The following is a 5,972-nucleotide window of genomic DNA, read 5'->3' as shown; positions in this document are numbered from 1 at the left end:
AAGCTTGCCCGATATCGCTGCTATCGGGGGATTGTGATGCTGATAGCGCTGCCGCCTCATCCCTCGTGGGAGATTCCCCCTTAATAAAGGGGGTGGAGGGGGATGTTGCCTTTACTGCCTTTTCAGTATTGATTTGAGCGGAAGGGGTTTTATTATCTATTTTCCGCAGCATCTCAAAATAGAGAGACAATGCATGTGCAGCCTGTTTCTGCTGTTCCGGGGTTTGTTTCTTTTCCCGCAACTTTTGGATGAACAGACGCACATGCTCTGATTTGGAATCAGGAAGCGGATATTTGCTGCGGAAATCAAGATAATACCGCAGCCACTTCCTGTAATCGGCGTGACAAGAGACTGGGACCGCCCGTTTATTAAGAACGGCTGAAAATGGTTCCCAAATATCGGCTGGAATTAATTGCATAGGCGACTAACACGTTGGGACTAACATTCAATTTTGCATATTAGTCCCTGAAAAAGGGTAATAAAATTCATAGAGTAAGTCAAGCCAATTTTTTATTGACAATATATTTAACTATGTGCTATTAGTCAGTAAACCGTTTACCTAATAACTGGTTCTCCCTTCGCTCCGCTCAGGGCGAACCGAATAAATACGTCCCGGACGCGGACTGAAGGGATAACACGAATGGCTACCATATCATCGTATGCTTGGCTCCTGCTCGGCGGTGTGCTACAGGTCTTTGGCTTCGGCAAGTGGATTGTGCCGCTGGCGGCCTGGCTGGCACCTGTCTTCCTTCTGCATTTCACGCGTGGAGCGCAGCCGATCGGCGGTGTTCTATGGGTCTGGCTCTCGCTACTTGTTGCCTTGTCGGTGGGCAATCGCGATATGATTCCGTTGCCGGGCGCGGCATTTTTCGGCGTGGTAGCGGCAATGGCCGCCACGATGTCGCTGCCGTTCTTGGCGGACCGCCTCTTGTCACCATATCTACCTGGTTTTTTGTCAACACTCGTGTTTCCTACTGCATGGATAGCGTTGGAGTTCTTGGCCGCACGCCTGAACCCCTATGGCACCTGGGGCGCGTTGGGTTATACGCAGCACGGCAATCTACCGCTAATGCAGTTGGCATCGGTCACCGGTATCTGGGGTATTGGGTTTCTAGTCACCTGGTTTGCTGCGGTCGTAAATTGGGCGTGGGATCGGCAGTTCGACTGGGGCACGATCCAGAGTGGCGTTTTGCTATATGCCGCAGTATGGGGGCTGGTGATGTTGGCGGGCGGGGTACGACTGGCATTCGCACCCGAGGTATCAACGGTGAGAATTGCAGGAATCGGTTGGCCACAGGGAATCATCGAACCGCGCGAGTTCATGCGGGTGGTCGCACCGGATTTCACGGCAACGGAACGCAAACAAGTTCGCGAGAAATTTGACCGCTTGCATGAATCGTTCTTCGAACGCACTCGGCGCGAAGTGCTGGCCGGCGCCAAGATCGTCGTTTGGCCCGAGGGCAACCTGATGGTGCTGAAAGAAGATGAGGCAGCTTTTCTTGAGCGTGCGCAGCTTTTTGCGCGTGACAACGGTATTTTTCTTTTGATGGGGATGGGGGTGCTGGAACCCGGGGCGCCTCGGCCGGTGACAAATAAAGCGGTGCTGTTGAGCCCTGCGGGTGAAATCGCTTACTCCTACACCAAGATCACCGCCGTCCCCGGCTTCGAGGCGAGCACTAATGTCCGTGGCGAGGGACCAATTCCGGTCACCGCTACACCCTACGGGCGTATTGCTTCGCCAATCTGCTTTGATCTCGACTTTCCGCAGATTATCCGGCAAGTAGGCGGTTCCAACGCTGATATCATGCTGGTGCCCGCGAGCGACTGGAAGGCCATTACGCATCTGCATCAACTCATGGCGGAATTTCGCGCGGTCGAAAACGGGGTGACCATGTTCCGCATTACGCGTTGGGGCGGGTCCGGCGCGGTTGATCCCTATGGCCGGCGGCTCGCGACCATGGACGACTTCACGACACATGACAACGTGCTGGTGGCGCAGGTGCCTGCCTCGGCAGGTGTACACACCGTCTATGCCAAAATCGGAGATCTGTTTGCCTGGTGCTGCGTTGTCGGTTTGCTGGCAAGCATCGCCTGGAGAGTATTCAGCGCCTAACACGACGCTCCACCTGACTGCTATTCCGCTACGCTCCATTGCGGCAGGTGAGCTTGGTCGTTCTCCCTTCGCTCCGCTCAGGGAGAACGCCCAATAAAAAAGTCAGACATGGAAAAATCCATTATATGGCGAAACGATCCAGATACGAGAGAAAATGCACTTGGTTATCGTTTTCCGGTGACCGAAAAAATGGAAGATAAGTGGTATGAGTCGGCCCTTGACGACCAAAGCCGCACACGAGTCATATTTGCCATCGTATCGCTCAAAGATAACGCATTAATAGGGTTCATACATTTGAACCGAATCGACTGGATAGCTAGAGTGGCTTACTTCGGGATCACTATCGGTGATAAAGAATTTCAAGGGAAAGGGATGGGGCCGGACGCCATGGAAATCCTCTTCAACTATGCATTTGAGTTACTTAATCTTCGGAAGATATGTTTGGAAGTGGCTTCATTCAATGAAAAGGCTATCAGGTTATATCAAAGATTTGGGTTCAAAGAGGAAGGGGTTTTGAAAGAGCAGCTGTTTCTGGAAGGGAATTACCACGACGTCGTTTTAATGCGACTCTTTGATTCTGAGTTTCGTAAAAACCACGAAAATGCCTAACAATCGCTGAGCCGGTGCCCCATCCCTCCGCTTCGCTACGGGAGAACCAGGGGCACGAAACCAATGACCCTACGGGTCATGGCTCAGCCCCGCGTTATGCATAATTAAAAAACACTAAAACCATCAAGGGCAAGCCGGAGGCGCAGCCACCTTGAATCGGAGATGAGAAGATATAGCGAAAGGCTTGTTGTTAAATGAAGTTTACGAAAAAACAGGGACAATATCTGGCTTTCATCTATAATTACACGAAAATTAATGGTCGTCCTCCTGCGGAACGAAATATGCAGTATCACTTCGAGGTAACTGCTCCCTCGGTTCATCAAATGATCGTAGTGCTAGAGAGGGAGGGCCTGATTGAGCGGGAACCTGGCACACCCCGGTCGATTCGGGTGGTTGTTCCTGTGGCAGAGTTGCCGCACTTGCTGTAACATGTCGCCGTGAACAGCAAAACGCCTGCATAAGCGTGGTAAAATGGAAGGGCATGCATAACAAACAGATCCAGCGGATGTTTACCCGCGCCAAAAGCATGCGCGGCTAAACACCGCTGATCTAAGGCGTTCTCCCTTCGCTCCGCTCAGGGAGAATTGTCATAGGTACTTTCATACATTAGATGGGGGATAAAATGAACCAGGGGCAGACGTCTTTGAGAGCAAGGCGAAAACAAGAAATATGAGATGGGAGCAGATGATGATTGCAAAAAGGAATAAATTGTTTTAAATTCAAGACATATGAGTCCAACAATTTTGAGAATTAAAGGTTACAGGTTCTATTTTCTTTCAAATGAAGAAGACCGCATGCATGTTCATATTATTTGCGGAGATGGTGAAGCAAAATTCTGGATTGAACCAATAATTTCGCTTGCAACATATCATAAACTTAGTTCGAAAAAGTTGAATGAAATACAAAAACTTGTTGAGGAGCACAAAAATGAAATCATTAAAGAATGGAAAAAATATTTCAGTATCAGTTGAAAATATTTCCTCGTTTGGGATATGGCTATTTGTAAAAGGGAAGGAATATTTTTTGACTTTCGATGACTACCCCTATTTTAGGGACCAAACCTTAAAATCAATCCAAAAAGTAGAATTACTTCATGGCTTTCACCTCTATTGGCCGGATTTAGATGTTGATTTAGAAATCGATAATCTGGAACATCCTGAAAAATATCCACTCAAAAGCAAATATATAAATAAAAAGTCTAACAATGGCGCTACACTGGATGCTTTATCGCTGGTGCGCTAAAGCACCAGTGAGCTTTTGCGTTAGCCCAGTAATATTAAAAAGGAGGTATCCCAATGTACTATTTTGCTTATGGTTCTAATATGGACGAAAAAGATCTTAAGGACTGGTGTAAAGAAAAAAATAGATCTTTTCCTGAATGGAAATTGCTTGGCACTGCCTGCCTCAATGGCTATCAACTATCTTTTAACTACTACTCGACTGGAAGAAATGGTGGGGCGGCAAATCTAATGGAACCTTCGGATAGTAAAGTTTATGGACTGCTATTCGAAATAAATAAGGAATACGACATTGAAACTATAAGGAAAAAAGAAGGGTGTCCTGATTATTATGGGGAAATTCCAATAACTGTGAAGTATAAGGATAAAAACATCACTAATGTCAAAACCTACAAAGTAGTAAAAACAAAAGAAAAATCGGGTCATCAGAAACCGACAAAATATTACATGAATTTGATTTTGAAGAATGCTCGTACAAATGAATTTCCTCCCGAATATATTCAGTACCTTGAAAAAATTGAAACACAATGAGTCACGTAAATCATAAAAAGAATGGGAACAAAAATAGGCTAACGAGCCGTTATGGAAAGTATCTGTAAATCTCTTTCCTGTTCAGACAGCGAACAAAGGCTACTGTATTGTTTTCAATAGTTAGCCCGATCCGATAGTCCCCCACTCTGACACGATAGTAGATATTTCTCTACCCTTTAGCTTTTTAAGATTAGAAATGTCAAACATGAGGATGGTTAATAGTCACTGCACAGTTCGGGTATTCAACATAACAAAAATATGCTGCCTCTCAACTCACCAGAAGCCTTCCGTTATCCAAAATGATTACTTCTTCTTTGTCGTTCTTAACAATAACCGTTGGCTTAAAAAATACAAAGTCCTGATGAAATGGTGTTCTAACATTGCCGCCAAATGAACTGTTGTCCCCTAATGCTATGTGGATTGTGCCTAGGATCTTTTCTGATTCAAGGATATTGTCAGGTTTTTTTGCCTTATCATTTGTGCCTATACCAAGTTCCGCTATATTTTTGAAATCATTATTTTCTTCAAGTTTTTTAAAAAGGATGTCTGCATAAGCATCGCTTCCTATTACATTTTTTACTATGCCATTTTCTACTTCTACTGTTACAGGGTTTTTTAATTTAAATGTCGGTGCCCATTCAAGAACTAATCTGCCGTTTGTGGTTCCTTCCAGAGGTGCAAGGAATGCCTCACCCGCAGGCAGGTTGCCAAATGAACCATGAGTAGTTAATATACCTGTATCTGCCTTAGCCTTTCTGCCAGTTATTTTCATATTTATATCTGTACCGTTTTGAGATGTTATAAAAACCTCATGACCGCTGTTCAATATATCAGCAACCTTTTCTGTTCTTTGTGCAAGTTTATGCCAATCCACATCCATAGGACCGTAAAGCATATCCTCATCAAAGAGAGGCATACTCGCATATCTTGTTCCGCATAAATTACAAAGGAGGTCTCTGAATTTTGTATGACTGGTAGAAAAATTTGACAGGGCAATTACAGCGCTCACGGCAGAAGACCTGTCTGTTTTTATTAGTCTTTCAACTTCTTTTAGATAAGTTTCTTCTCTATCCTTATTTAAGAGCCTTTCCAAAAAACCTTCTTTTTTAAGTTTCTGAATGATGCCCCTTCCAAACGCAGCAAACCATATATCTTCAGGAGGTTCGACACCATGCTGTCCTAAAGATGGGAATATACCAAAATCCACATCACACAGTTGTCTGCCGACATCAGCAACCATTTGTGCTATGTTGACAAGCCCTCCCCTTTTTTCTCTCTCTGTGTCTGATATTTTTTCATCATTACGAATTAAATCAGTAAAAACAAGAAGTTTATCATATTTCTTGATACCAAGGTTTATATTTAAAATGGATTTTATGGCAGTCAAAAGTTTGTCCATCGGATTTTTGTCTAAAGTTGATTGTCTAATGTCAAGTGCATAATCCTAAATAATTCGTGCATAATCTGGGATAATATCAATT

Annotated in this window: 8 protein-coding genes; 6 read left to right on the top strand and 2 right to left on the bottom strand. The window is 44.8% G+C overall.

Translation table 11 applies throughout. From position 1 onward, the window contains the following. Positions 1 to 418, bottom strand: a 418-nt coding sequence (locus HZC45_01480) for a phage integrase N-terminal SAM-like domain-containing protein (GenBank protein ID MBI5681837.1), incomplete at its 3' end; no start/stop codon positions are given. A gap of 222 nt (positions 419 to 640) precedes the next feature. Between HZC45_01480 and lnt the strand changes: the two genes are divergently transcribed. The 6 genes from lnt to HZC45_01450 all read left to right on the top strand — a co-directional run bounded on the left by lnt (position 641) and on the right by HZC45_01450 (position 4,491). Next, on the top strand, positions 641 to 2,113 hold the full coding sequence (gene lnt / locus HZC45_01475; protein ID MBI5681836.1) for an apolipoprotein N-acyltransferase: 1,473 nt from the start codon (positions 641 to 643) through the stop codon (positions 2,111 to 2,113). 108 nt (positions 2,114 to 2,221) lie between these two features. Next, positions 2,222 to 2,722: a GNAT family N-acetyltransferase gene (locus HZC45_01470; GenBank protein MBI5681835.1), complete on the top strand. Its 501-nt coding sequence runs from the start codon at positions 2,222 to 2,224 to the stop codon at positions 2,720 to 2,722. 194 nt (positions 2,723 to 2,916) lie between these two features. Beyond that, the gene (locus HZC45_01465; GenBank protein ID MBI5681834.1) at positions 2,917 to 3,150 is read left to right on the top strand and encodes a MarR family transcriptional regulator; all 234 of its coding nucleotides are present in this window, start codon (positions 2,917 to 2,919) and stop codon (positions 3,148 to 3,150) included. A 300-nt stretch (positions 3,151 to 3,450) separates the two neighbouring features. Continuing rightward, on the top strand, positions 3,451 to 3,693 hold the full coding sequence (locus HZC45_01460; protein MBI5681833.1) for a DUF4160 domain-containing protein: 243 nt from the start codon (positions 3,451 to 3,453) through the stop codon (positions 3,691 to 3,693). Next, entirely contained in the window at positions 3,650 to 3,964 is a 315-nt protein-coding gene (locus HZC45_01455; GenBank protein MBI5681832.1) for a DUF2442 domain-containing protein, read from the top strand. Before HZC45_01460 ends, HZC45_01455 begins: the two co-directional genes overlap by 44 nt. Positions 3,965 to 4,017: 53 nt before the next feature. After that, entirely contained in the window at positions 4,018 to 4,491 is a 474-nt protein-coding gene (locus tag HZC45_01450) for a gamma-glutamylcyclotransferase (GenBank protein ID MBI5681831.1), read from the top strand. Between the two features lie 268 nt (positions 4,492 to 4,759). Here HZC45_01450 and HZC45_01445 read toward each other — a convergent pair whose 3' ends face one another. Beyond that, positions 4,760 to 5,890: an aminopeptidase gene (locus HZC45_01445; GenBank protein MBI5681830.1), complete on the bottom strand. Its 1,131-nt coding sequence runs from the start codon at positions 5,888 to 5,890 to the stop codon at positions 4,760 to 4,762. Positions 5,891 to 5,972: the final 82 nt, after the last annotated feature.

The organism is Deltaproteobacteria bacterium (genome assembly GCA_016223005.1).
Taxonomy (GTDB): Bacteria; Desulfobacterota; GWC2-55-46; order UBA9637; family GWC2-42-11; genus JACRPW01.
The sequence above is the reverse complement of the archived record's forward strand: the minus strand, read 5'-3'. Positions and strand labels throughout refer to the sequence as shown.

Coding starts and splice junctions, on each gene's coding strand:
- HZC45_01445 (MBI5681830.1), bottom strand. CDS start 5,890: ATGGACAAACTTTTGACTGCCATAAAATCCATTTTAAATATAAACCTT.
- HZC45_01465 (MBI5681834.1), top strand. CDS start 2,917: ATGAAGTTTACGAAAAAACAGGGACAATATCTGGCTTTCATCTATAAT.
- HZC45_01455 (MBI5681832.1), top strand. CDS start 3,650: ATGAAATCATTAAAGAATGGAAAAAATATTTCAGTATCAGTTGAAAAT.
- HZC45_01460 (MBI5681833.1), top strand. CDS start 3,451: ATGAGTCCAACAATTTTGAGAATTAAAGGTTACAGGTTCTATTTTCTT.
- lnt (MBI5681836.1), top strand. CDS start 641: ATGGCTACCATATCATCGTATGCTTGGCTCCTGCTCGGCGGTGTGCTA.
- HZC45_01450 (MBI5681831.1), top strand. CDS start 4,018: ATGTACTATTTTGCTTATGGTTCTAATATGGACGAAAAAGATCTTAAG.
- HZC45_01470 (MBI5681835.1), top strand. CDS start 2,222: ATGGAAAAATCCATTATATGGCGAAACGATCCAGATACGAGAGAAAAT.